This window comes from Streptomyces sp. CA-250714 (assembly GCF_050936705.1).
GTDB lineage: Bacteria > Actinomycetota > Actinomycetes > Streptomycetales > Streptomycetaceae > Streptomyces.
The window spans coordinates 1,010,146-1,032,926 of record NZ_JBNJMI010000001.1 but is presented as its reverse complement, the minus strand read 5'-3'; the positions used below and the strand labels follow the sequence as shown (position 1 = coordinate 1,032,926).

General features: G+C 71.3%; 18 protein-coding genes. 7 read left to right on the top strand and 11 right to left on the bottom strand.

Translation table 11 applies throughout. The annotated features are described in order from the left end of the window. Window positions 1-1,021: 1,021 nt before the first annotated feature. Window positions 1,022-2,431: a 3-carboxy-cis,cis-muconate cycloisomerase gene (gene pcaB / locus ACQEU8_RS04655; protein ID WP_433097079.1), complete on the bottom strand. Its 1,410-nt coding sequence runs from the start codon at window positions 2,429-2,431 to the stop codon at window positions 1,022-1,024. Beyond that, window positions 2,428-4,467 carry an FAD/NAD(P)-binding protein gene (locus tag ACQEU8_RS04650; RefSeq protein ID WP_433097077.1) on the bottom strand — a complete coding sequence of 680 codons (2,040 nt, stop codon included), beginning with the start codon at window positions 4,465-4,467 and terminating at the stop codon, window positions 2,428-2,430. Before ACQEU8_RS04650 ends, pcaB begins: the two co-directional genes overlap by 4 nt. A gap of 251 nt (window positions 4,468-4,718) precedes the next feature. Here ACQEU8_RS04650 and ACQEU8_RS04645 point away from each other — a divergent pair, with 251 nt between their 5' ends. Beyond that, window positions 4,719-5,696 (top strand): NADPH:quinone reductase, encoded by a 978-nt coding sequence (locus ACQEU8_RS04645; RefSeq protein ID WP_433097075.1) that lies wholly within the window; start codon window positions 4,719-4,721, stop codon window positions 5,694-5,696. Between the two features lie 141 nt (window positions 5,697-5,837). Here the strand turns inward: ACQEU8_RS04645 and ACQEU8_RS04640 are convergent, their stop codons facing one another. Genes ACQEU8_RS04640 through ACQEU8_RS04625 form a run of 4 tightly spaced genes read right to left on the bottom strand, consistent with a single transcriptional unit; the run spans window position 5,838 to window position 10,453 of the window. Beyond that, window positions 5,838-7,751 (bottom strand): anthranilate synthase family protein, encoded by a 1,914-nt coding sequence (locus ACQEU8_RS04640; protein ID WP_433097073.1) that lies wholly within the window; start codon window positions 7,749-7,751, stop codon window positions 5,838-5,840. After that, window positions 7,748-8,422 (bottom strand): isochorismatase family protein, encoded by a 675-nt coding sequence (locus ACQEU8_RS04635; protein ID WP_433097071.1) that lies wholly within the window; start codon window positions 8,420-8,422, stop codon window positions 7,748-7,750. The genes ACQEU8_RS04640 and ACQEU8_RS04635 overlap by 4 nt, the downstream gene beginning before the upstream one ends. Before the next feature lie 22 nt (window positions 8,423-8,444). Further along, a complete protein-coding gene (locus ACQEU8_RS04630) occupies window positions 8,445-9,239 on the bottom strand; it encodes a 2,3-dihydro-2,3-dihydroxybenzoate dehydrogenase (protein ID WP_433097069.1) in 795 nt (264 codons plus the stop codon). A 5-nt stretch (window positions 9,240-9,244) separates the two neighbouring features. Then, window positions 9,245-10,453, bottom strand: a complete 1,209-nt coding sequence (locus ACQEU8_RS04625) for a 3-deoxy-7-phosphoheptulonate synthase (protein ID WP_433097067.1) — start codon at window positions 10,451-10,453, stop codon at window positions 9,245-9,247. A 319-nt stretch (window positions 10,454-10,772) separates the two neighbouring features. Between ACQEU8_RS04625 and ACQEU8_RS04620 the strand changes: the two genes are divergently transcribed. After that, window positions 10,773-12,416: a carboxylesterase family protein gene (locus ACQEU8_RS04620; protein WP_433097065.1), complete on the top strand. Its 1,644-nt coding sequence runs from the start codon at window positions 10,773-10,775 to the stop codon at window positions 12,414-12,416. A 115-nt stretch (window positions 12,417-12,531) separates the two neighbouring features. Here the strand turns inward: ACQEU8_RS04620 and ACQEU8_RS04615 are convergent, their stop codons facing one another. Together ACQEU8_RS04615 and ACQEU8_RS04610 are read right to left on the bottom strand one after the other, a co-directional pair. Next, window positions 12,532-13,320 carry a VOC family protein gene (locus ACQEU8_RS04615; RefSeq protein ID WP_433097063.1) on the bottom strand — a complete coding sequence of 263 codons (789 nt, stop codon included), beginning with the start codon at window positions 13,318-13,320 and terminating at the stop codon, window positions 12,532-12,534. A 10-nt stretch (window positions 13,321-13,330) separates the two neighbouring features. Beyond that, window positions 13,331-13,999: a flavodoxin family protein gene (locus tag ACQEU8_RS04610; protein WP_433097061.1), complete on the bottom strand. Its 669-nt coding sequence runs from the start codon at window positions 13,997-13,999 to the stop codon at window positions 13,331-13,333. A 210-nt stretch (window positions 14,000-14,209) separates the two neighbouring features. On the opposite strand from ACQEU8_RS04610, the gene ACQEU8_RS04605 reads away from it, so the two are divergent. Further along, on the top strand, window positions 14,210-14,605 hold the full coding sequence (locus ACQEU8_RS04605) for a YybH family protein (protein ID WP_433097059.1): 396 nt from the start codon (window positions 14,210-14,212) through the stop codon (window positions 14,603-14,605). An 87-nt stretch (window positions 14,606-14,692) separates the two neighbouring features. On the opposite strand, the gene ACQEU8_RS04600 is transcribed toward ACQEU8_RS04605, so the two are convergent. Further along, window positions 14,693-15,496: an arylamine N-acetyltransferase family protein gene (locus tag ACQEU8_RS04600; RefSeq protein ID WP_433097057.1), complete on the bottom strand. Its 804-nt coding sequence runs from the start codon at window positions 15,494-15,496 to the stop codon at window positions 14,693-14,695. Continuing rightward, window positions 15,486-16,445 (bottom strand): amidohydrolase family protein, encoded by a 960-nt coding sequence (locus tag ACQEU8_RS04595; RefSeq protein ID WP_433097055.1) that lies wholly within the window; start codon window positions 16,443-16,445, stop codon window positions 15,486-15,488. The genes ACQEU8_RS04600 and ACQEU8_RS04595 overlap by 11 nt, the downstream gene beginning before the upstream one ends. 330 nt (window positions 16,446-16,775) lie before the next feature. Between ACQEU8_RS04595 and ACQEU8_RS04590 the strand changes: the two genes are divergently transcribed. Genes ACQEU8_RS04590 through ACQEU8_RS04575 form a run of 4 tightly spaced genes read left to right on the top strand, consistent with a single transcriptional unit; the run spans window position 16,776 to window position 21,466 of the window. Then, a complete protein-coding gene (locus tag ACQEU8_RS04590) occupies window positions 16,776-17,840 on the top strand; it encodes a 3-oxoacyl-ACP synthase III family protein (RefSeq protein ID WP_433097053.1) in 1,065 nt (354 codons plus the stop codon). 56 nt (window positions 17,841-17,896) lie between these two features. Continuing rightward, window positions 17,897-18,439: an SRPBCC family protein gene (locus ACQEU8_RS04585; protein ID WP_433097050.1), complete on the top strand. Its 543-nt coding sequence runs from the start codon at window positions 17,897-17,899 to the stop codon at window positions 18,437-18,439. 40 nt (window positions 18,440-18,479) lie between these two features. Continuing rightward, window positions 18,480-20,102, top strand: coding sequence for a class I adenylate-forming enzyme family protein (locus tag ACQEU8_RS04580; protein ID WP_433097048.1), 1,623 nt, complete (start codon window positions 18,480-18,482; stop codon window positions 20,100-20,102). Next, window positions 20,099-21,466 carry an FAD-dependent monooxygenase gene (locus ACQEU8_RS04575; RefSeq protein WP_433097046.1) on the top strand — a complete coding sequence of 456 codons (1,368 nt, stop codon included), beginning with the start codon at window positions 20,099-20,101 and terminating at the stop codon, window positions 21,464-21,466. Before ACQEU8_RS04580 ends, ACQEU8_RS04575 begins: the two co-directional genes overlap by 4 nt. 134 nt (window positions 21,467-21,600) lie before the next feature. Here the strand turns inward: ACQEU8_RS04575 and ACQEU8_RS04570 are convergent, their stop codons facing one another. After that, a complete protein-coding gene (locus ACQEU8_RS04570) occupies window positions 21,601-22,731 on the bottom strand; it encodes a hypothetical protein (RefSeq protein WP_433097045.1) in 1,131 nt (376 codons plus the stop codon). Window positions 22,732-22,781 lie beyond the last annotated feature (50 nt).

Sequence of the window (22,781 nt, the reverse complement as noted above, 5' to 3'; positions counted from 1 at the left end):
GCGCGGCGTCCCGGTGCCGCGGGCGGCGCGATTACCGTGCGCGCGGTGTCGGGCGGCGCGCGTCCGAAGCGGTGCACGGGTGCGGAGGGACGTCGAGATCCGTGGTCGGAGTGGCCCGGAGCCGGTCACCGGAGCGTGCGGCGTCGTCGGCGCACGACTTCGGTCTCAGCGTGTCCGGGGAGCAGGGGAACCTGGGAGGGGCCGGCCGCGGTACGGGCGTACGGGCGGCACCGGCTGTCGAGCCTCGGGGGCTCGGACCCCCGACGGCGGGTGGATGCTGGATCGCGTACGGGAGGGAACGGCCCGCGTGGAGGGGGCGCATGGCGCGGCGGGCCGGGGGAGTCGCGTGGGGAGCGGAGGGAACGTGGGTGGGGGAACCCGGGATGTGCGGGGACGCCGGAGACTCAGTCACGTCCCCGCGCGGAGGCGACCCGTGGTGCCCGGCGGTGCGGACGGATCCGTGGGTGCCCCTCGGCCGACGGGTCGGTGCGGAGCGAGGGCCCGGTCAATTGCCGCGGCGCTCGGCGTGCATACATTTCTCCCCCTGTATTTCCGGCCCTTGGTTGAATCTTCATCGGAATGGGGGGCGTTATGGCTGCGGTCACCGGATGTCAGAATCCGGCAGCCTGTCCTTCCCCCGTGCCGCAAGGCTGCCAAAATCCAAACCCACGGGGCATGTGCCGCGCAAGGTTGTCAGGGGGTCAGCTGGTCAGGGGAAAGGTCAGTGTGGTCAGCGGTACGGCGGGTGAAAGAATCCGCTGTGTTTTCCGGTGAACTACCTGGAATCCGTATACCGGAGCGGTCCGGGCCGACGAATTGCGCACCCGGCAATGAGGGCTGCGCCCGTAAGGGGCGCGGGGAACTGCGCGGGTAACCACAGCGAGCCCGCAGTCCGCGACCGACAGGCAGGGGCACCCCCTCACCGGCACAACGGAGAGGGGGCCAGTCAAGACCCGGACCCGCCGAGTGCAAACGACCCGGCGGAGTCAGGAGAGCCGCAAACGCGGTCAGGAACTGTCAGCTAACAGTCAGATGTCGTCGCCGACCGCAGTGACCGGGTCACCAGACCAGGCGCGTCTCCGAGATATCCGGCCGGATCGCACAGCCGGCGCAGCTCATCCGCGCTGATCCGGCCCGCCAACTCGGGGGCCGCCTCAAGGTGTTCGGCCAGGGGGCGCCGGTCCCGGTCGGCCGCCCCGGTGACCCGGGTCAGCAGTTCCCGGGCGGCGGCCTTTCCCAGCAGCGGGGCGAGCGCGGCCACGAGCCGCTCGGCGACGATCGCACCACCCGTGAGCCGGAGGTTGGCGCGCATCCGTTCCGGCCGTACCACCAGCCCCTCCGTCAGCTCCACCGCCGTATGCGCGGCGCCCCCGGTCAGCCGCAGACACTCCCGCAGCGGCTGCCACTCCGCATGCCACGCGCCGCCCGAGCGTTCGTCCTCGGAGAGCATGCACTGGTTCAACACACCTGCGAGCGCCGGTACTTGGAGTGCGGCACTCCGGATCAGCGTGGCCAGCACCGGGTTCCGCTTCTGCGGCATGGCCGAGGAGCTGCCGCGTCCGGGTACGTACGGCTCGACCACCTCGCCCACCTCGGTACGGGTGAGCGACTGCACGTCCACCGCCAGCTTGCCCAGCGCCCCGGCGCAGTGGGCCAGTGCCGCGGCGAGGTCGGCCAGGGGAGTGCGCAGGGTGTGCCACGGCAGCCCCGGAATGCCGAGCCCGGTCTCGGCGGCGAACTCCGCCACGAGGCGCTCCGGGTCGGCGCCGTGCTCGGTGTATCCGGCCAGGGTGCCCGCGGCGCCGCCGAGCGAGACGGGCAGGGCGGCCAGCACGGCGGCCACGCGAGTGTCGGCGGCCAGCACCGACTGCCGCCATCCGGCGGCTTTGAGTCCGAACGTCGTGGGCACGGCGTGCAGTGCCAGCGTGCGCCCCGGCAGCACCGTGTCGCGGTGCTCCAGGGCGAGACCGGCGAGCGCGTCCGCGACCCGGGCCAGATCCGCCCGCAACAGCCGCAGGGCGTCGCGGGAGACCAGCATCGCGGCGGTGTCGAAGATGTCCTGGCTCGTCGAACCCCGGTGCACATATGCGGCGGCTTCCGGGTCCACGGCGGCGACCGTACGCGTCAGTGCCCCGACAAGACCGACCACGGGATTCGCGCTCTCGCGTGCGTGGACCGCCAGCGCGCGCAGATCGAGCCGCTCGGCCCGTGCGGCTTCGGTGATGGCCTCGGCGGCCGACGGCGGTACGAGACCGAGCGCGGCCTGCGCGCGGGCGAGCGCGGCCTCCGCGTCCAGCATGGCCTGCAGCCACGCCGTGTCGGAGACGGCAAGCTCGACCGGGGTACCCGCACGGACCGGGGACAGCAGCCCCGCGTCGAGGGTGTGCGGGGCGGGATCCGGTGAAGTGCCCGCCGGGGAGCGGTCGTTCACAGCAGGACCTCCCCGTGCGGGCTCCCGGGAGCCCCGTCGGTCGCCTGGGCGCTCGGCCCCAGGGTGAGGACGGACCGGGCGACGGCGTCGGCGTCGGCGAGTGTCACGGAGTCCACGCCGGGCCGGATCCCGGCCGCCGTCACCCAGTGCACCGCCTCGGTCGGCACCCCGTACGCGAAGCGGCGCGGATGCGCCCGCCCGCGCGCGTCGACCAGCCGGTAGGGCCGCTCGGTCACCGCCAGTCCGCCCGTCTCGTATGTGCCGCCGTCGGCGGTGCCGATCCGGTACGGGGCGCACGCGTCGGTGTGCCGCAGGTGCCGCAGCAGCGGATCGGCCGTACGCCGCAGATCCGGCTCCGGGAGGCGGGCTTCGATGAGCACCTCGGCGCGGAGGGTCGGGCCGGGAACGGTCTCGGAGTCGGCCACGAACGCCGGGCCCCGGGTGTCGATCCTGATCCGGGTGTCGGGCCCGGTCAGCTCCAGGACACCGGCCTTCAGCAGCGCGCGCATCTCCTCGATGCGCTGCGGCGGCGGGCCGATGGAGAGGAAGGCGTTGAGCGGGGTGTACCACCGCTCCAGCTCGTCCCGATGGGACAGGCCCTCCAGGCCGCCGTGGTCCACCGCGAGGCGCACCTCGTTCCGCAGGTCGCGCAGCACGTCGAGCGCGGCCTTGACCGGTCCGCCGACATTCCCCTCGCGGGCGTGGCGGACATCGTCCGCCAGCCGGCCGAGCAGCCAGGCCCGGAAGTCGTCACGGTCGGCGAACGTCCGCGTCCGCGCGGGGTCGGCGAGCGCCTTCCAGTCCCACCGCTCGGACGCCGGGATACGGTACGCGTCCAGCACGGCACCGCAGGCCGCCGCGTCGGGGCAGGTCAGATAGCGGGCGGCGAACCGTGCCGCCACGTCGGCGGACAGCCGCCGCCGGAGCAGCGTTTCGTAGTAGACGGTCTCCACCTCGCGCGCGATCAACGGCCGCAGATCCCGCATGAAGGACAGCCCGGCCCGCTCCCGTCCGGCGCCGGACCGCAGGTGGGCCACATGGTCGGCCGTCAGCAGGCGTGGCAGATACCGGCCGTGCGCGCCTTTCTCGTTCTCGCCGCGCGCGTGGAAGGGCACCCCTCGGCGGGAAGTGGCGTACAGGACAGGCTCGTTGCCGCTGCGCCGGTACACCAGCTCACTGTCGACCCGCTCGAACACGCCGCCGCGGCCCGATGTGAACAGGGCCAGATAGTCGAAGAAGCACAGTCCCAGGCCGCGCAGCAACACTGCCTTCCCGGCCGGGATGCCGTCGAGATCGGCGTCCGCGGGGTTGGCCGGCGGGAAGTAGGTCAGGTGGTTGATCCGGGAAAGGCTCGCGATGCGCTCCTCGTGCGGCGTCGGCCGGGTCGGCAGATGGCCCTGCGCGAGTACGACGGCGTCCAGATGGTTGAGCCGGGTCCCGTTCTCCAGACGCACGCCCTGCGGCCCTCCCGGATATCCGTAGGTGTCGGCCATGGCCACGGCACGCGACCGGTGCACCCTGATCTCCATGTGCGACGGGGCGCCGTCGATGACACGGCGGAGACAGTCGGCGAAGTACCGCCCGCACAGAGCACGCGTCGGATAGGAGTCCGGACCCAGCGACCGGGCCTCGGCCAGCGTGGCGGCGTCGTATCCGCCTTCCGTGGCCTGGCCGTCCGGCGCCGGCGATCCGTCCGGCGGTGGCGCGCTGTCCGACGGGGGCGCGCCGTCCGAAGGTGGCGCGGGCAGCGATCTGGCCCATGCGTACAGGCTCGGGCCCGGCTCGACCGGCCCGGCGATACGGGAGGCCACGTCGGTGAAGACGGTGATCTGCGAGGCGACGGTGTTCGCCAGCAGATGCCGCGACTGGCCGGTGCGCCACACCGCGCCCGCGCCGGCCGGTGCGGGGTCGACGACGTGGACGAGTACCCGCGGATGTGACGGCTGCGCCCGTTCGTTCGCGCACAGCCTCTCCAGTACGGCGAGTCCGCGAGGGCCCGCGCCGATGACCGCAATCTCGTGCGCCGTCGCATTCAATGTGAGCACTCCTTCTGCACTCCGGATCGCCGTGGGCGCGTGGCAGCGCTGGGCCCGCACACAAAGGGCGGGCATTGTTGGCAGAGCACGCCCGAATACTGAAAGAGCGCGCGCACTTCGGCAATGCCGGCCGGGGTAATCAGTCAAGTGCGCCGATGTGACCACGGGCAGCGAAAAGAGAGTTGACAGATCCCCCTCGCAGATCGGCCGAACGGGGGCTCGCCGTGGAATTGCTTGGGAGAATACCCAGCATGCTTGCTGCGTACATCAATGAGTTCGGCCCGGCAGATTTCATTCGCTTCGGTGCGCTCCCCGATCCCCGGCCGGGCGCCCACGATGTGCTGGTGGACGTCGAGGCGACGACCGCCAACCACGTCGACACGTTCATACGGTCCGGCGCTGTGGACACGCCCGTCGAGTTTCCGTTCGTGGTCGGCCGCGATCTGGTCGGCAGGGTCGCCGCGGTGGGCAGCGAGGTCACCGGATTCGAGGTGGACGAGCGGGTGTGGTGCAACAGCCTTGGCCACTCCGGACGGCAGGGCGCGGCGGCCGAGCGGGCGGCGGTCCCGGCGGAGCGGCTTTACCGGCTGCCTGACGGTGTTGCCCCGCACACCGCTGTGACGCTCGTGCACCCGGCCGCTACGGCGTACTTGGGACTGGTGACCCATGGCCGGCTCCGGTTCGGTGAGACCGTGGTCGTCATCGGCGCGGCGGGCAACGTCGGCGCCGCCATGGTGGTCATCGCGGTCAGAGAGGGCGCCCGGGTGGTGGCCGTCGCCCGCGCCCGGGACGCCGCGTACTGCCGTGACCTGGGCGCCGATGTGGTGGTGGAGTCCGACAGGGACGACCTGGGCGCGCGGCTGGCACGCGCGTGCCCGGAAGGAGTGGATGTCTACGCGGACGCGGCGGGCGTCAACGATCTCAGCACTGCCGTCGGCCTGCTGGCCCGCCGCGGTCGCGTCGTCCTGCTCGCGGGGCTGCACACCACCCCGGTGCTGCCCGCCGGGCCGCTCTACGTGGCGGACAGGTCGGTGGTCGGCTTCGCCATCACCGGGGCCACCGCCGATGAGCTCGCGCAGGCGGCACGCTGCGTCAACGGGCTGCTGGCCGGCGGCCGACTCCGCCCGCGCGAGGTACGGGTCCTCCCGCTGAGCGCCACCGCGGAGGCACACCGCATGCTGGAGACGGGCGAACTGCACGGGCGCCGGGTCGCGTTGACGACCGCGTGACGATCGGGGAGGGGCCATGCCGCCGGGGAGCCTGTAAGGCACGGACGGCACCGGCATCGCCGCCTGCCGCCCGCACCGACGCGGCCACCGATGCGGCCACCGACGACGACACCGGTGCGGGACGGCAGGCCCGCCCTCCGGTCACGACCCCACCGGATCCCGCGCACCGTCGAGCACATCGGCCAGCAGCGTTCCGAGGATCCGCACCCCGTCGTGCGTGAGCACCGATTCGGCGTGGAACTGCACACCGGCGAAGTGCGGGCCCCGCAGTGCGTGCACCTCGCCGGTCTCCGGGTCCCGGCAGACCTCGACCGGGCCGACACCGGCCGGGCTCAGCAGATCGGACGAACTGCGCGCCACATAGCTGTTGTAGAAACCCACCCGCTCCCGGCGCCCGAACAGCTCGATGTCCTTCTGCACCCCCTGGTGAGGAGTGCCCCGCCTGCGCACCTGGAGCCCCAGCCGGTGACTGAGGACCTGGTGGCTGAGACAGACGGCCAGGAACGGGCGGCGCTCGGCCAGCAACTCGCCCACCGCGGCGTGCAGATGGGCGATCCGCTGCTCGCCGACCTCCAGCGGACTGCCGGGGCCAGGGCCCATGACGACGAGGTCGTGGTCGGCGAACTCATAGGGCTCGTCGAAGCGGCACACCGTCACCTCAAGCCCTGACGACCTCAGCTGATGGGCGATCATCGAGGTGAATGTGTCCTCGGCGTCGACGACCAGCACCCGCCGCCCGCTCAGTGCCCGGTGGCCGGCCGTGGCGGGCCCCGGCCCGTGCAGCCAGAAGCGCGCGATGTCCTCGTTACGCGCCCGCAGCGCAGACCGCACCGAGGGATGCCGGGCCAGTGGGCCCGCGGGCTCCGCACGCAGCGCTGTGAGCAGTCCGGTCGCCTTCGCGCGGGTCTCCGCCACCTCGGCGGCCGGCTCGGAGTCGCGGACCAGGGTGGCGCCCACCCCGATCGCCATCCGGCCGCGGGAGGTGATGTCGGCGGTGCGGATGAGGATGGACGAGTCCAGTGTGCGACCGCCGTGACCGTCCCGGCCGATGAGCGCGGCGACGCCGCTGTAGTAGCCCCGCCCCTCCGGTTCATAGCGGCTGATGACCCGGCTCGCGCTCTCCAGCGGGCTCCCGGTGACGGTCGGGGCGAACAGGGTGGAGTGCAGGATCTCCCGCACATCGCGCCCGGTACGCCCCTCGATGACGTACTCGGTGTGGGCGAGCCGCGCCATCTCCTTCAGGAACGGCCCCACGACGCGGACTTCCGTGTCGCAGAAGCGGGACATCATCTTCAGTTCCTCGTCCACGACCATGAAGAGCTCGTACGTCTCCTTGCGGTCCGCCAGGAAGTCCATCACGCCGGACAGGGTGGGCCCGTCGGCCGGGTAGCGGTAGGTGCCGCTGATCGGGTTCATCACCGCGGTACCGTCCGCCAGGCTGAGGTGCCGCTCCGGAGTGGCTCCCACCAGGGTGCGGTCGCCGGTGTGGATCAGGAACGTCCAGTAGACACCGGCCTCCCCGGCCAGCAGCCGCCGGAAGAACGCGGCTGCCGTGGCCGGGGTGTAGTCGGTGATGTCGGCGAGGAAGCGGCGCTTCAGCACGAAGTTCGCACCGGCTCCCGCGGCGATCTCCTCGTTCAGTACCCGGCGCACCAGCTCCGCGTACGCGTCGTCGTCGATGTCGAAATGCCCGTCGCCGAGCCGGATGGGCACGTCCCCGATCCGCTCCAGCACCTCCGCCCGGTGCAGCGCGGCCTGCTCCGTCACCGTCATGGCCAGCAGCGGCTCCCCGTCGTCCGGGGCGGGGAAGCCGCGCTCGGCGAGCTGCCGGTAGGGCACGAGTGTCAGTACATCCGCGCCGGCCGGTCCCTGTGCCGAGGCGGGCACCGGCAGGTCGGCGATACGGTCAACGGCGTGCACCGGGCCCGTGAGAACGTCCACCTGGTCGTGCCCGTTCGCCGTCGGCCGGTAGAGCAGCGCGAACGGGGGAGGGGAGGGCGCCAGCACCCGGTCCAGCAGCGCTCGCGCCGGGTCGGTCACCGCCCGGGTGCTCACGCGGCCCGCCCTGCCGGGGCGGCTCCGTACCCGACGAGGGCGCCGTCGTCGGCGGGCAGCCCCCTGGTGGTGGCCACCACGGCGCACCTGCGTGCGGCGTAGCCGAGGGCGAGCCGGTGCTCCTCTGCGGAGAAGTCGGCGACGGCGTCGGCCACCATGAAGGTCTCGATGTCGTGGGTGAACGCCTCGATGGCGCTCGCCAGCACCCCGATATGGGCGTAGACGCCGCAGACGACGAGCTGGTCACGAGCGTGCTCCCGCATCCGCGCCAGCAGGTCGGTCCGGAAGAAGGCGCTGTAGCGCCACTTGGTGAGCAGCCAGTCGTCCGGGTGCGGCGCCAGCTCGTCGACGATGTCCCGGTCGGTCGGGTCCAGGCGCATGCCGGGCCCCCAGAAATCGCTCAGGAGACCGCGCTGTTCCGCCGTCATACTGCCGGGCTGTGCCGTGAAAGCGACGGGGATACCGAGGCGCGCGCACCGCTCGCGCAGCAGAACGACGTTGCGGACCAGCTCGCGACGCTGCTCCTCGGCGAACGGGCGCAGGAAGTAGCGCTGCATATCGTGCACCAGCAGGACGGCACGATCCGGATTCACCGTCCAGCGCGCGGTGTTCGTCGGCAGGTCCTGTTCACCTGGCATCGGGTACGCGGGGATGTCGGGGATCCCGGGCATGTCGTTTCCTCTCAGGTTCCGTTCAGGCGCCGAGAGCGGCGCCACCGTCGACCGTGAGGTCGTGCAGTGTGATGTGGCCGGCTTGGTCGGACAGCAGGAAGAGCACCGCGGCGGCGACGTCCTCGGGGCGCGCCGTCTTGCCGAGCGGGATGCCCACCCGGAAGTCGTCGGCGTTGCCCTGGACGGTGTGCGCGCGCCCGCTGTCGTCGTGCCACATCGACCACAGCATCGGCGTCTCGGTCGAACCGGGTGCCACGACGTTGCAGCGGATCCCGTACCGGGCCACTTCCAGGCCGAGCGATTTGGTGAACATGGTGGCCGCCGCCTTGGAGGCGGCGTATCCGGCCATCCTGGCCCGCGGTGTCGCCCCCGCGTTCGAGGCGACCGTGACCAGGGCGCCGCGGCCCCGCGGCGCCATCCGCTCCACCACGGCGCGGGACATGTGGAAGACACCGCCCGCGTTGACCGCGAACATCTCCGCCCAGTCGCCCGGGCTGGTGCTGCGCACCTCGCCCATACGGAGCAGCCCCGCCGCGTTGACCAGATACTCCACCGGTCCTGTCCGTTCCTCGACCGCCGCGACCGTCGCTTCGACCTCGGCGGCGTCCGTGACGTCCGCCGGGTACGCGGTCACCGTCAGGCCGGAGCCGGCCAGTTCGGCGACGTGCTTACGCAGCCCGTCGCCGTCCCGGTCGACGGCGGCCACAGTCGTGCCCTGCTCGGCGAGGGCACGCACCACGGCTCGGCCGATCCCTCCGGCGGCGCCGGTGACGAGGGCCACCCCGCCCGTGCCGGCGCCTCGGGTCGTTGCTGCCATTGATCTCAACCTCCTGTCGCCTGCCGCGTCGCGGACACCTCGGCCGCCATCGCCGGTGTTCCGGTCTCGCCCCACACACTCAGTACGTCGAGTGCCTGGTCGACGGTGAGCCGGGGGTCGCAGAAGCTCGTGTAGACCCCACCGGCTCGCTCGGCCTCCCACTCGTCGAGGACACACTCGGTGACCTGCTCGGGCGTCGTCTCCAGATGCACGCCGCCGGGGAACGCGCCTGCCTCGGCCAGCACCGCGCGGAACTCGCGGATCTCGCGCTGCAACGTCCGTACGAAACGGGTCTTGTAGCCGCCGCTGGTCGTCACCGTGTTGCCGTGCATAGGATCGGTCAGCCACACCACGGGATGGCCGGCCGACTGCACGGCGCGTACCAGCGCGGGCAGGCGCTCGGCCACCGTCCCTGCGCCCATCCGGACGATCAGGGTGAGCCGCCCCGGCTGCCGCTCCGGGTTCAACAGGGCGCACAGAGCGAGCAGTTCGGCGGCCTCCATCGAGGGGCCCACCTTGACGGCGACCGGGTTGACCACCTGGGCGAGCAGCGCCGCATGCGGCCCGTCGACCTGGCGGGTGCGCTCCCCGAGCCAGGGCCAGTGGGTCGAGGCGAGCAGCAGCTCTCCCTCGGCGGTCCGGCGCAACAGTGGAACCTCGTAGTCGAGGACCAGCGCTTCGTGGCTGGTCCACACCGGCTGGTCGATACCGGCGGCGCGGCCGCGGCCGAGGTGGGCCATGATGTCGGCGGCGGCCATGTACCCGGTGACCAGCCGCAGGGGGTCGGGGCGCCGTTCCTCGGCTTCCGGAGCCGGACCGTTGACCAGGTGTCCGCGGTAGACGGGCAACTCATCGTTGCCGCACCGCTCGGTCGGCCGCGACCGTGGCTTCGCGAACTGGCCCGCGATCCGGCCCACTCGCAGCACCGGGCGCCTGCCGGCCAGCTTCATCGCACCGGCGAGCAGGTCGAGCACCGCCACCTTGCGCGCGACATGGTCCGCCGTGCAGTCGGCCGGGTCCTCGGCGCAGTCACCGGCCTGTACGACCTCGGCCGCGCCCTCGCAGACGAGCGCCAGCCGGGCACGCAGCGCGCGCACGTCGGTCGCCTCGACGAGTCCGGGGCGGTCGGCCAGGGTCTCCCGGGCGCGCTGCACCTGCGCCGGGTCTTCCCAGTCCGGCTGTTGTCTTGCCTTTTCCAGCGGAATTGGCAGCATGTCCCTTGTCAATGCCGGCTCCAGCTTTCGCACGGCGACCCGAGTCGGTCACGGCATTTCCGCGCCGTCGCCCGGCATCGGTCATCGCCTGGATATCGGTCCGAAATGAATAAGGCGGGCACGCCTCCACCCTGGGGCCTGGGTGGGTTCGGACCAAGATGTGGTGAACCTGTTCGTCAGGTCAGCCAAAGTCTGTCAATTGCCGGGGGAATCCCCGCGGTGACGCACACCTGACAGATCACGGCCGATTGCCTTGGTCCTTATTTTTCGCGCTGCGATCGTGTGACGGATTCCGGAACCCACACCGCAGGGGCCGCTGATGACATCCGCAGCACAGCCGCAGCCGCCACCACCGGTGGCGCACACCCGCGCGGGAGCACTGCGCGGCACGGTGACCGCGCCGGGTCCGACCGCCGGGTCCCCGGGCAGGCCCCGAACCGTGGCGGCGTTCCTCGGCGTCCCGTACCTGGCCCCGCCGACCGGCCCGCTGCGGTTCGCCTCGCCCCGGCCGCATCCGCCGTGGGACGGCATCCGCCCCGCGGACCGGAAACCGCGGGCCTTCGTCCAGCCCTCGGCGCCCGCCCCGGTGACCGCCCCGATACGCGCTCCGATCGGCACCGAGGACACCGTCCACGCCAACATCTGGACCCCGGACATCCGGGGCAGCCGACCGGTGCTGGTCTATATCCACGGGGGCGGCTGGCAGGCGGGCACCGCGGCGAGCCCGACCTTCGACGGCGCCCGGCTCGCCGCACACGGCGACCTGGTCGTGGTCACCTTCAACTACCGTCTGGGGCCCTTCGGTTTCGGGCTGCACGAGCAGCTGGCGGATCCGGGCACGGAGCTGTGTGCCAACTGGGGCCTGCAGGACCAGATCGCCCTGGTCGAGTGGGTGCGCACCACCATCGCCGCTTTCGGTGGCGACCCGGAGAACATCACGCTGTGCGGTACGTCCGCCGGCGGCTCCAGCGTCTGGCAGTTGGCGCTTCTGCCGCGGCTGCGCGGCGCGATCCGCCGTATCGTCCCGATCAGCGCCGGTCACGTCTGGGCCCCCGCCTACGCCCTGGAACCGGCGGACGCCCGTACGGCCTTCGAGGCGCTGGCCGGGCGGCTCCGCGTCGATGTGCCCGGGCTGCGCACCGTGGACGCCGAGCGCCTGCTGACCGCCTGGCAGGACTACTTCGCGAACGCTCCGGACGGCCACCCGGTGGCGTCGGGGCGGGGATACCGCGGACCCGTGGTGGACGGTGAACTGGTGCCCGCGTACGACATCCACCGGCCGGTACCCGATCTGCCCGCGCTGGTCGTCACGACCGCCACGGAGGGCTCCTTCTACACGGCCGGTGCGCTCCCGCACCCGTGCGACGACGCCGAGCTGCACACCATGGTGGGCGCTCACCTGCGCATGGGCGGCGCCGGCCGGTCGGAGCAGCTCGTCGCGGAGACCGTCGCGCACTACCGAGCGTGTGCGCGGGAGGAGGGGAGGGGGAGCGACCCCGTCTCGCTGTTCGCGGAGATCGTCGGCGACAGCATGTTCCGCCACCAGATAGTGCGGCTGGCCGAGCGCGGAGCCAGGGAGAGCCGGGCGCCTCGGTTCCTCATGCACTTCGAGCACGCCGTACGCCCACCCGGATTCGGCACTCCGCACGAGGCGACGTCACCGTTCCTGTTCGGTACCCACGGGCTTCCGCAGCACCGGGAGATCTTCGGCGACGGACCCGGGGAGCGACGGCTCTCCGCCACCCTGATGGACCTGGTGGCATCCTTCGCGCACACCGGGGTGCCGCGCAGCGAACACGCCCCGGAATGGCCCGCCTTCACACCTGACGGCGCCAACACGCTGCGGCTCGGCGGCGCCGCGGGGCCGCAGGTGGCAGCCCTCCCGAAGGCGGCCCAACTCCGGTTCTGGGACTCGGCCGGATGGCACCCGGCACCGGTCGAGAGGGCGGGCGCGGGCGGTTGACCCGGCGTCGGCTGCCCCGGTGCCATGCGGCGCTACGGGCCCGGCTCGGGGCGCCGCAGAGGCTCGGTGGAACCGGAACCGAGCCCCCCGGCGGAGCGCCCCGAGCCGCCGGAAGTCAGCCGTCCGCGGAGACTTCGAGCAGGTCGAACGCTGTGCCCTGGGCGTCCGTGACCCGGGCGCACATGCCGTGCGAGGTCTCGAACGGGCCGTCGAGGGTGGCTCCGCCCAGCTCGGTGACCTGGGTGAGGGCGGCTGCCAGGTCCCCGACCCCGAAGGTGACCTCCCAACGGGAGGGCGCGGCGTGGCCGGACCCGGGGGAGGGCTCGCCCACGCTTGCCACCGGGCGCCCGTCGAGGTCCAGCGTGGTGCAACCCGCGCCCTGGCCGGCGGGCGAGCGCGTCACCGTGTGGCCGAAAACCTCGGCGTAGAAGGCCAGCGACGCCTCGACGTCCTGGCTCGCGCAGTGGTGCCACACGGTGGCCCCGGCCACTCCGGTGACCTCCGCGCCGGGATACGCGTACGCCTGCCAGACCGCGAACTCGGCTCCGGCCGGATCGGCCGCCACCGCGAACCTGCCGTGCGTGCCGACGTCGTCGGGCGGCAGCAGCACCTTGCCGCCCGCATCGACGATCTTCGCCGCCACCGCGTCCACGCTCCGGGCGGCGAAGCAGACCAGCCATGCCGGGGGTGCGTCCGCCGCCTCCGTCGCGGGCCGTGGGCCGATGTCGGCGACGGCCCGGCCGTCCAGCCGCGCCGTCAGATAGTGGTCGTACTCGGCGCCGTGATCGAAGAACGTCCAGCCGAACAGCGCCGCATAGAACGTACTGGTGCGGACAGGCTCGGCCACCCGCACCTCCACCCAGCACGGCGTGCCCTCGGGCCATGGGGAGTCGCGGAAAGTCATGCCTGCCCCGTCAGATGTCCAGGCCGAATGTGCGCAGCCGCTCATCGCTCACCATGGTGATCTTCGGCTCCGGCTGCAGCCCGCGGCTCAGCGCGCCGGCGACCTGGAGGGTGCGCAGCGTCTGGTACTCGATGGCGCCGAGGTTGTCCTCGGTGACGTTGTTCGCCACATGGCGCGAGATGGTGCCGGTGCCGTACGGCGCCCCGTTGCCCGGCTGGTGCAGCACGGCGGCGGCCGAGCCGTTCGGCACGATCACCGCTCCCCAGTGGCAGAACGCGTTGTGCAGGGCGAGGATCGCCGCCTGCTGGCCCGCGTGCGGCATGGAGCCGGAGGCGAAAGCGGACACCGCCTTGTTCATCAGCTTGCCGGGGATGGCGACAGGCCCTGTGTGGTCGATGAAGTTCATGATCTGCGGGGCGGGCAGACCGTAGTGCACCGGCGTCCCCACCATGATCGCGTCGGCCCAGAGCAGATCGTCCAGCCCGGCGTCCGGGACATCGGCGGTGGCCGTAGACAGCTCCGCGTACGCCGACTTGTCGAGGATCATCGGATCGGGCAGGTCGGGCACCTTGCGGACGCGTACTTCCGCACCCGCGTCCAGAGCAGTTTTCGCGGCCTTTTCCACCAGCTGATAGGTGTTTCCGCTGCGGGAATGGAAGAGCAGAGTGAGCGTGGTCAAGTGAAGCTCCTTGTCGACCGATTCAGAAATACCGGCGCACGGCGGACCCCTGCATCATGCCGGTCCCCTGAAAGACGAAGCCACGTTCGTCCCCGTCATCTGTCAGGTCCGGTGTCCGCACCCCACGGCATTACCGGATGAAAGCGCGAAGCTGACAGAGAACGGTCCCGCAGCTGTCCGCCGGGTTTTTCCGGCTGCTGTACTCGCCTCATGAATGACATACAGCACAGCGCGGGCCTGCCCGTCGAGCCGGCCGATCTGCCCTATGTCTTCGCGGACGCCTTCAACGCACGGAATCTCGAACTTCTCGACGCCCTCTTCGAGCCTGAAGCCGTGCACGTCGTACGGCCCGGTGAGATGTCCGCGGGCGAACGACGACGGGCCGCGCTCCCCGCGGTGGTGCGCGACCGGGTGCCGATCACTGTCGCGCTGCGCCACGTCTATGTGGTGGGCGACACCGCGCTGCTGATCAACGATTTCGTCCATGACGGCCCCGGGCCTGACGGCATCCCGGTGCACATCGAGGGCACGGCGACCGACATCGCCCGCAGGGGAGCGGACGGGTACTGGCGGTACCTGGTCTCCAACCCCTCCGGCACGGCCTGACCCGACCGGCCCGCCGAACGCCGCAGCGCTCCGCCCCCGGGATGTCGTCCCGGGGGCGGAGCGCTTGTGGTTCCCGGCCGCGCGCCGTCAGTCGAACGACATGGGCACCGTATTGCCCTGGGAGGCCTTCACAGGCAGCCGCTCCAGCCTGATCCCGAACCACTTGTCGTACGCCTCGCGGATCTCCTCCTCGCCGGACAACTGCCGGCTCTCCCGCTCGGTGCCGACGATGCGGGTGAGCTGGTCCTCCTTCAGGGTGATCCGGCCGTTCTCCGTGGGCATCGAGCAGAACAGGTTCTGCAAGAACGGCGAGTCGCGGGCTGTCCGGTACCACCACAGAGTGGGCCCGAAGTCGGAGATACGGCACGGAATGTCGTACACCCGGTACTGCGGTGTGTCGTTCAGCCGTACGTCGATACCGCCGTCGTCGGCCGCGACGACCTGGAAGCGGCCGTGCGGGTCCTCCTGCACCTCGTCCGTATCCAGCGCGAGGGGGTACAGGCTGTTGCGGCCGAAGCCCACATCGACCAGCCGGGTGCTGCCGTCCGCTGTCCGTACCTTGAGGGCGAGATGGCACAGCGGGGCGGTCAGCTCACCTTTGATCCACACCCTGCCCGGCAGCAGGGAGACCTCATAGCCGAGGGCTTCCAGCAGGAAGGAGAGGGCCGGGTTGACCTCGTAACAGCCGCCGCCCCGGCGCTCCTTGACGACTTTGTCGACGACCCGCTCGTCCATGTGGATCTCTTCACCCAGGTGATAGCCCAGGTTCTCGAAGGGCACGGAGAGCAGATGACGCATCTGCAGATTCCGCAGCGATTCCAGATCGGCTCGCGCCGGACGCTGCGCCGAAATGCGGTCGAGATATGCGGTGACTATGGTGTCATCGAGCAAGCTGACGGCCCTCCTGCTTGTCGTTGGCGAATCGTGGGAAGAGCCCGGCGGCGTTGCCGAACTCGATGCGTGCCAGTTCGTCCGCTGTGAACCCGCCCTGTTCGGCGATGTAGCGGCCGCCGTCCGCGCTGAAGGACTCGGGCATGAACGGGAAATCGGAGCCGACGAGGAGCCGGTCGGCTCCGGTGAACGAACGCACCGAGGGGAAGGCGTGCGGATCGCCCACCATCGCGGTGTCGCTGTAGAGGCGCCGCAGATACCCGATCGGATCCGCGGGCAGCCGCTCGGCCAGATCGGCGCGGATCAGCGGACCGCAGGCCAGCCGTGCGGCGTAGTAGGCCACCCCGCCGCCACCGTGGGACAGGATCATCCGCAGCCCCGGATGCCGTTCCAGCGTGCGGTTGTACAGCAGCTGAGCGGTCAGCCGGACGGTCTCGAACGGGAACTCGCACAGCGAGACCGGCAGTCCGAAGGCCGGCTGGTCGACGGGAGGCGCCGTGGGATGGACGAACAGCGGCGTACCCCGCCTGGCCGCCTCGGCGTGGAACGCGTCCAGTGCCGGATCCGCCACATACACCCCGCCGTAATGGGTGACCAGACCGACCCCGTCCAGGCCGAGGACGTCCGTGCAGTACGCGAGTTCGTCGAGCGCGGCATCCACATGCGGCAGCGGCAGCACCGCGAACGCCCCGAGCCGGCCGGGGTGTGCGGCCGTCAGTTCGGCGAGGAACTCATTGACCCGGCGGGCCAGCCGGGCGCCCGTCGCGGCGTCCACGGCCGGCACTCCCGGCCAGACGTTGACCACAGCCGCCCGGATGCCCTGCCGGTCCATCATCGACAGGCTCGTACCGATCTCCCACCGGGGTTTGTCGACGCCGGGCAGCGTGGACGCGAACCCGAGTTTCCCCAGTTCCTCGACATAGAATTCCGGAATGACGTGGTGATGCACGTCGATGGCGCTGGCCCAAGGTGGTTGGGCTGCTGCGGAATTACTTGTCCCCATGAATATCCCTTGTTCGGACGGCCGCCACCTCGGCGCTCAACGTACGGCCCTGGCGGGAAGAACGTCGATGTACCGGCCGGGAAGTCTGTCAACTTCTCCGCCCGGCCCCGGCACATCGACAGGCGTGCCGGGCGGCTCGAGCTGACAGTTGTTACCGCAGTGTCTGGGGGCACACTCGCGGCGCCGATTACGGTGCCACACAAAGCTTTTCGTACCGGACGCCGCGCGTACTCCCCGCCGGGAATGCCGCGCGGCGACGAGCTGAAATGAGTCATCATGGCCAGTCGTGCAGTACCGGTCCATGACGCGGACACCGTCGGAATTCTCGGCACCGGTTCCTGTCTCCCGGGAAAGGTCGTGACCAACGACGAGGTCGGAGCGCCGGCCGGTGTGACGGACGAATGGATCACCCGGAAGACCGCCATCAGGGAACGCCGCTGGGCCAAAGCCGATGAAGCCACCTCCGATCTGGCGTCCATGGCCGCACGTGCGGCGTTGGACGACGCGGGGGTGTGCGCCGCGGACATCTCCCTCGTCCTCGTGGCGACCTCCACCCCGGACTCGCCCCAACCACCGACCGCCGCCGCGGTCGCCGCCGAACTCGGCGTGTCCGCGGGCACACCGGCGTTCGACCTCAACGCGGTGTGCAGCGGCTTCGTCTTCGCGCTGGTCACCGCGGAACGTATGATCCGCGGCACGGGCGGACACGCCGTCGTCGTCGGCGCCGACATCTACTCCCGTACGCTCGACCCCGCCGACCGCCGGACCGTCGTACTCTTCGGGGACGGCGCCGGAGCCGTCGTACTGGGACCCACCACGACCGGCGGGGTCCTCGCGACCGAGCTGGCCACCTTCCCGCAGGAACGGGACCTGATCAGCGTGCCGGCCGGCGGCTCCCGGATACCCGCGTCACCCGCCTCCGTCGCACAGGGCCTGCACTACTTCACGATGGACGGCCCGGCGGTACGCCGCTTCGTGGAGAGCCGGGTCGGGCCACTGATCCGCTCCTTCCTGGACCGCCATCTGCCGGACCGCACCCGGCGCCCGCACTTCGTCCCGCACCAGGCCAACGGGCGCATGATCGAAGCCCTCGCCGAGCAACTCGGATTTTTGCCCGAGCACACGCACACCACGGTGCGGTTCCTCGGCAACACGGGCGCCGCGTCCGTGCCGGTCACCCTGGACCGGGCCGCAGGCTCGCTGGCCCCCGGCGACCTGGTGGTGCTCGCCGGGTTCGGCGGCGGCATGGCAGCGGGCCTGGCCCTGGTCGAATGGCAGGCGACAGGCTCCGCCGGCCGCTCGCGAACAAGGCCCGGCGCTCTTACCGGAGACGGAACCTGACGAACCCGTACCCCGTTTACTTGCCCGCGCTGAAAAAGCACGCGGAGGATTCCCCCATGAACGCCACAGAATCGAGTGAGCCGCTCTTCGAGATCAGCGTCGAGGCCCAGCTGTCCAGGAGCCCCGAGTTCGTCTACTCCGTGGTGAGCGATCTGCCGCGCTCTCGCGAGTGGAGCGAGGAATGCACCGGCGGGGAATGGATCGAGGGCACTCCCGGCGCCCTGGGCTCGGTGTTCCGGGGACACAACCACCGCAGCCCCGACGTGGTCGCCTGGGCCCCGGTCGTCCGCGGCGCATGGACCACAACAGCCGAGGTCGTCACGGCCGAACCCGCCCACCGCTTCTGCTGGGCGATGCGCACCGAGGCCGGCCGGGCCCAGGACAGCGTCTGGGGCTGGACGCTTCGCCCGGCGCCCGGCGGCGGCACCGCGCTCACCCACCATTTCCGTATGGGATCACCGACCGAGGGAATCGCGGGGATCACCTCCCGGATGAACGACGACGAGAAGAAGGCCTTCTTCACGGAGTGGGGGGCCAAGGTGAAATCCGACATGGCCGCCACCGTCGAACGCCTCAGGAAAGTCGTCGAACAGTCCTGACCCCTTCCATACGCCGGCAGAATCGCATCGAGGTTGACGCATGTTTCTCCAACGCATAGGAAATCGCGGCATCCGGCTGGGCACGCTGTTCGACCGGGCGGCCGCCCGCTATCCGACCAACGTCCTGCTCCTCGATCACGATCTGGACATCGCTCCGGACCGGGGGCGAAGCCTGACGATGACCGACGTCGCAGATCTCGTGAGCGACTTCGGCTCGCGGCTGTGGCGCGCCGGAGTACGGCCGAGCGACCATCTGGTCGTTCACAAGAGCAACGCATTCGACATCACGCTGCTCGCGGTGGCGGCCGCGCGGATCGGCGCCGTCCCCGTCCTGCTGTCACCCCACCTGGACGGGGAGACGGTCACCGCACTGCTGCGCCGCGTCGACCGCCCGTACCTGCTCACCGACGAGGCGAAGCTGACCGACTCGCTGCCCGGGGAGGTCTTCACCCTCAGCCGTCGCGTCCTGCTGGCCTCCGGCACCCATGAACGTGCCACCGCCCTCGCCGAGTTCGCCGGGGCGCCCCGGGTCCCCGCGCTGGAGCTGCCGCCGGAGCACCCTACCCTGGTCACCCACACCTCAGGCACCACGGGCCTCCCGAAGCTGGCTGTCCACACGGCCTTCAGCCTCGAAGCCCGCTACCGGCCGCAGGCGCTGGCGACAGCACTGCTGCGCCGGCGCGAGCCGGTGGCCATCCACGTCTCGTTCGTCCACTCGCGGCTGTTCACCGCACTCGCCATCTCGCTGCTGCGCGGGTTTCCGGTGGCGGTGCTGGCGAACCCGGACCCGCAGCAGGTCGCCCCGCTGTTCGCCCGGCTGCGCCCCGCCGTACTGGAGGCGCACCCGAACACCTACCTGGACTGGGAACAGCTCGTCTCCGACCCGCTCCAGCCGCTGTCCAACGTCAAGTTCTTCAGCAGTACGTTCGACGCCCTGCACCCCCGCACGGTGCACACCCTGATCGGGGCCTCCCAGCGCCGCTTCCCGCGGTTCGGCCAGATCTACGGGCAGAGCGAGGTCGGCCCGAGCGTCGCCCGCTCCTACGGCAAGCGCCGCTCGCCCCAGGCGGACGGACGCTGTGTGGGGATCCCGTTCCCCGGTATGACCGGGGTACGGGTGGTGAGCCGGGACGGCAAACGGCCCACCGCCGCCTCACCCGGGTACATCGAGGTGAGCAGCGACGGCAGGATCCGCACCTATCTCGGTGAACCGGAGCGGTTCGCGCAGCAGGCCACCGAACGCTGGTGGCGGATGGGCGACTTGGGCTACCGCACCCGCTGGGGATGCCTGCATCTGCTCGACCGGGAGGTCGACGAGATCCCCGGCTTCGGCAGCACCCTGTCGGTGGAGGACCGGTTGTTCTCCCGGCTCCCCGAGCTGTCCGAAGTGGTGATCATCGAGGCGGAGAACGGGCTGCCTCTGCCGGTCGTCTGCACCAAGGACGACCGTCCCCTGGACCCGGTGGCCTGGCAGGCGGCGGTGGCCGATCTGCCGCGGATGGCCCCACCGGTGCAGTGGCGGCAGGCGGACCTGCCGCAGACGGCCACCACCAAGATCAAACGGCTGGAGCTGGCCCGTCTCGTCGGAGCGGATGGCGGCACGGGCGACCGGCGTGCCCCGGTACTGTCCGCCGGCGGACCCGCGGCCGGGGGCCGGGCATGACGACGGTGGCCGTGGCCGGAGGCGGCATCGGCGGCCTGGCCACGGCGCTCAGCGTCTCGGCGCAGGGACACCGCGTGGTGGTGTGCGAGCGCGGCGCCGAGTTCGCGGAGCTCGGCGCGGGCATCCAGCTCGCTCCGAACGGTATGCACGCGCTCGCCCGGCTGGGCCTGGCCGCGGCCGTCGCCGAGATCGCCGTACCGGTCGAGGAACTGCGGTTCATGGACGGGCTCTCCGGCGCGCATGTCGTCAGCATGCCGCTCGACGAGCGCTATCGCTCCCGCTTCGGCAACCCCTACGTCGTCGTTCACCGCGGCGAGCTCTACCGGCTGCTGCTGCGGGCGTGCCGGGACAGCGACCGTATCGAGCTGCGCCCGTCCTCTCCCGTCGTCGGCTACACCCACACCCGGCAGGGCGTGCGGGTGCTCCTGGGGCAGGGGAGCGCCCTGACCGCCGACGCCCTGGTGGGCGCCGACGGGCTGCATTCCGCCGTACGCGCACAGCTCGTCGGGGACGGCAGGCCACGCAACGCGGGCATCACCGTCTACCGGTCGACGGTGCCGATGGACCGCGTACCCCCGGACCTGCGGCACCGGTCCGTCACCTGGTGGGCGGGTCCTGGCCGGCACTTCGTGCACTATCCGATCGCGGGCGGCAGTCTGCTCAATCTGGCGCCCAGCGTGGAGAACCAGCCGGCCGAGGTGTTCTCCGGAGTGGCGGTGCAGCAGACGGAAGTACGCGAGCAGTTCGCCCAGTTGTGCGACACCGCGCAGCGGCTCCTCGCGTTGGGCACGGAGTGGAAGGCGTGGGTGCTGGTCGACCGCGAACCGGTGGACGTCTGGACCGAGGGCCGGGTCGCACTGCTCGGCGACGCGGCCCATCCGATGCTGCACTACGCGGCGCAGGGCGCCTGCATGGCTCTGGAAGACGCGGTGGTCCTCGGTGAGCTGCTGAACTGCCCGGCCGAACGGTTCAGCGCGCAGCTGCGTCGCTACAACGAAGCCCGCCGGGAGCGCACCGCACGCGTGCACCGGACGGCCCGGGACAGCATCGGACTGTGGCACGCCAGGGGCGAAACGGCTGTCGCCCGCAACAAAACGCTGGCCGCCATGGGGGCGAACGAACTGCACGACTACGTGGCATGGCTGCACGGGGCGCGCGACTTCGCCGCCCCGGACGCGGTCACGCCGTTCCCCGCGGGGCGCGGTCCGGCCGACGAGGGCACCTACACGCTGGCCGGCTATCTCGCTCCCGCCGACGGGGACGCCGACCGGCCGACGGCACGCCCGCCGTCCGGGACACACACCCTGGGCGGCTACCTCGATCTGCCGCCCGCCCCACCGCGGTTGCCCGACTCGGCCGCCTGAGCGCAGTCCATAACCCGCCATGTTCCGGGGACGGCATCGGCCGTACGGGAAGCGCGCCGATGCCGTCGCCGGACAACGTGCCGATGTCGTCCCCGGACAAGAGGCCGTGACCGGTTCCGGTCACGAACCGGTTGTCACAGATCGCAGTTGCACGGGCTCAGGCCGCGGCCCGGCGATGTCACCGCACCGGATCGCGCACCGATGACGGGAGCGTGGATACGCGACCCGGGCCGCGGCAGCCTGCCCTCACCGTCCCGCAGCCGGACATGGCCCACCGAGGAGGTCCCCGGCGAACCGACCGGCCGGACGGGGGCACCCGCCTGGTCGGCCTGCGCGGCCGGATCGTCGGCGAAGTGCGCGTACATCCGCGCCTCCCGCGAGGCCAGCAGCGAGTGCGGCATGCCGGGTACGGCGTCGTCCATACCGACGTCCGCGAGCTTGACGAGCCGCAGCGCGTCCTGCCCGTTGCCGCACTTGGTGAGCTGATAGCTGAGGCAGGACAGGACATACGCCCCCAGATTCCGGTCGCCGGCGAGGTCGGACGCGCGCAGGGCCCCCAGCAGATAGTGCTGGCCCCGGACGTACTGACCCAGGTCCTCGGCCAGCCATCCGGCGAGCTGCGCCAGCTCCGCGACGGCCCCGAACAGCCGCCTCCCCGTCGGTGCGTCGTAGGCGGTGCTCTCGGTCATCCGCAGCGCCCAACGCAGCTCGTGCACCACCCAGTTCATGACGAGGGTGGTGTCCTCCGTGGTGCTCACGGTGCGCAGCCGTGCGATCCGGCTGCTGAGCATGTCGACCATCTCCGTGGAGACCTCGGCCCCCTCCGACCGGGCCGAGACCAGCCGACTCTCGGCCGTCAGCCAGTCCACGGCGAGAGAGACCAGCACGGCACCGGGCACCGGCTCACTCGGCCACGGTTCCCCGTTCTCCTCCTCCCGGTCCAGGAGCGGTCGCAGGATGCGGCCGACGTGCTCCTCCGACCACGGGGGCCCGAGCGCCGGATCACCGACACCGCCCGGTTCGGGGGCCGGGAAGCGCTGTGGCCAGATATGGCTGATATCGATCGTTCTGCCCAGTTGATCCGAGAGGATGGCGGCGACAAAGCCAGGAACCTGACCCCGGGGATACGCCCCCTTCGCCCACCCGTAGGGGGCCTTGAGGCTGACGGTGCCCTCGCCGTATCGCCGATTGATTTCCCGCGCCAGCCGCTCCGGCGACCAATGCAGGTTTTCGAGGAATACTGCGAGCTGCGATCCTTTGTGCACCGGTGCATCTCCCCCCTGGAAGCTCTCCCCCGGATTCACTGTCGGATGGT

Excerpts from the sequence above, each read along its gene's own strand:
- ACQEU8_RS04645 (WP_433097075.1), top strand. The coding sequence starts at position 4,719 with ATGCTTGCTGCGTACATCAATGAGTTCGGCCCGGCAGATTTCATTCGC.
- ACQEU8_RS04635 (WP_433097071.1), bottom strand. The coding sequence starts at position 8,422 with ATGCCCGGGATCCCCGACATCCCCGCGTACCCGATGCCAGGTGAACAG.
- ACQEU8_RS04630 (WP_433097069.1), bottom strand. The coding sequence starts at position 9,239 with ATGGCAGCAACGACCCGAGGCGCCGGCACGGGCGGGGTGGCCCTCGTC.
- ACQEU8_RS04625 (WP_433097067.1), bottom strand. The coding sequence starts at position 10,453 with ATGCTGCCAATTCCGCTGGAAAAGGCAAGACAACAGCCGGACTGGGAA.
- ACQEU8_RS04620 (WP_433097065.1), top strand. The coding sequence starts at position 10,773 with ATGACATCCGCAGCACAGCCGCAGCCGCCACCACCGGTGGCGCACACC.
- ACQEU8_RS04615 (WP_433097063.1), bottom strand. The coding sequence starts at position 13,320 with ATGACTTTCCGCGACTCCCCATGGCCCGAGGGCACGCCGTGCTGGGTG.
- ACQEU8_RS04605 (WP_433097059.1), top strand. The coding sequence starts at position 14,210 with ATGAATGACATACAGCACAGCGCGGGCCTGCCCGTCGAGCCGGCCGAT.
- ACQEU8_RS04590 (WP_433097053.1), top strand. The coding sequence starts at position 16,776 with ATGGCCAGTCGTGCAGTACCGGTCCATGACGCGGACACCGTCGGAATT.
- ACQEU8_RS04585 (WP_433097050.1), top strand. The coding sequence starts at position 17,897 with ATGAACGCCACAGAATCGAGTGAGCCGCTCTTCGAGATCAGCGTCGAG.
- ACQEU8_RS04580 (WP_433097048.1), top strand. The coding sequence starts at position 18,480 with ATGTTTCTCCAACGCATAGGAAATCGCGGCATCCGGCTGGGCACGCTG.
- ACQEU8_RS04575 (WP_433097046.1), top strand. The coding sequence starts at position 20,099 with ATGACGACGGTGGCCGTGGCCGGAGGCGGCATCGGCGGCCTGGCCACG.